This is a genomic window from Kribbella sp. NPDC055071, assembly GCF_053608045.1.
In genome coordinates, this window is record NZ_JBSGUS010000069.1 from 1 (window position 1) to 1470 (window position 1470).

2 protein-coding genes and 1 pseudogene are annotated in these 1470 nt (G+C 47.8%); all 3 read right to left on the reverse strand.

What is annotated here, in order from left to right; genetic code table 11:
* Positions 1-360, reverse strand: a pseudogene (gene iolF, locus ACWF4Z_RS38235) (myo-inositol transporter IolF); the annotation flags it as partial.
* A gap of 14 nt (positions 361-374) precedes the next feature.
* Positions 375-1268: a myo-inosose-2 dehydratase gene (iolE, locus tag ACWF4Z_RS38240; RefSeq protein ID WP_452248106.1), complete on the reverse strand. Its 894-nt coding sequence runs from the start codon at positions 1266-1268 to the stop codon at positions 375-377.
* A gap of 16 nt (positions 1269-1284) precedes the next feature.
* The coding region (locus ACWF4Z_RS38245; RefSeq protein ID WP_452248107.1) for a hypothetical protein at positions 1285-1470 on the reverse strand (186 nt) is incomplete at its 5' end.

Below are 1470 nucleotides of genomic sequence, written 5' to 3' on the forward strand. Positions count from 1 at the left end.
TATGTCAGCTCCTACTGATAAACCGATAATAATGTAACCGCTTAACAACATGGGGAAATTAACCCCGAACAAAACCAAACAAATCCCTAGTGCATAAACCAACATACTATTGGTATAAACAGCCTTCCGTCCGACTTTATCAGCCAGAAACCCGCCAAGCAGCGCGCCGACAGCGGCAGAAATCGCATTTGCGCTCAGCGCGCCGAGCAGCCCGATTTGTGTATCGGATAGCTTAAGGTAACTGACCCATAATGATAAACCGGCGGAGCCTGCCACAATTGAACCGGCATCAATATAGTTGGCCAATGCTGCCGCGATTGTCCGTTTATTGAAGGCTGAATCTCCATTGGTATTGCTTATATGTTCATTCCCCATTAAGCCAGATCCAACAACTGCTGATCAATATAGTTTCTCGCAATCAATGCATACTCCAGCGGGTTGGCAACATCGGGGTCCTGTTCAGCTTCAATGACAATCCATCCGGAATAACTGTGCTTCAACAGCAGCTGATATACTTCTCTAAAGTCAATGCAGCCGTCACCGGGAACTGTAAACATGCCTTTTAAAAATGATTGCCGGAACGATTGTCCTTCGAGCCTGCATTGTTCCATGACATTCAGGCGGGCATCCTTAAAGTGCACATGCTTAATGCGCCCGATATGCTTCTCAAGCATCCCCATGTAATCGCCGTCAGAAATATACGCATGGCCTGTATCATAGAGGAGGTGTACATGCGCAGGGTCAGTTCCTGCCATCAGGCGGTCCACTTCTTCCACTGTTTGGACACCAGTGCCGAGATGATGATGATAGACAAGCTTCAAGCCATGCTGAGCGGCAATTTCGCCAAGGTGATTCAGCCCTTCGCAAAGCCGCTCCCATTCATCATCCGTAAAGTGCGGCTTCTCTGTGAACACATTTTTCTCCAAGCCTTGCACGCTGTACGTTTGTTCAGAGACAACTGCGACATCCGCGTTTACTTGCTGCAAATACTCACAATGCAGGGTAAATGCCTTTGCCGCTTCACCAAGTCCGTCACGCAAAATAAAACTGCTGAACCATTTTCCTGCAATGCGTAAGTTCCGAAGCTTCAGCTCTTTGTTCAGGATGGCAGGTTCGGGGAAAAAGCCCCCGACCTCCGTGCCTTGAAAACGTGCGACAACGATATCACTTAACAAATGCTGAAGTGTATTTCCCGCTCCAATTTCAGGCATGTCATCATTCCGCCACCCAATGGGAGCGATTCCCCACAGGATTTCATTTTTGCCCATCTATGGTGCCTCCCCTCTAATACTGCTTCGCAGATTCCAGCTTTTTCTCTTTTGCTTCGTATGCTTTCTGAACGCTTTCTTGTTCAGATACCTCTGCCACCCCGACATGCCACCAGCTGTCATAGCCGTCCGTCATTGTTTTTGGCAGAACTTTCATTTCTATTAACGTTGATACATCCTGTTTCTTCGCATCCTCTAACGC

What these genes read in the sequence shown, in the direction of transcription:
- iolE (WP_452248106.1), bottom strand. Translation starts at nt 1,268, where the DNA reads ATGGGCAAAAATGAAATCCTGTGGGGAATCGCTCCCATTGGGTGGCGG.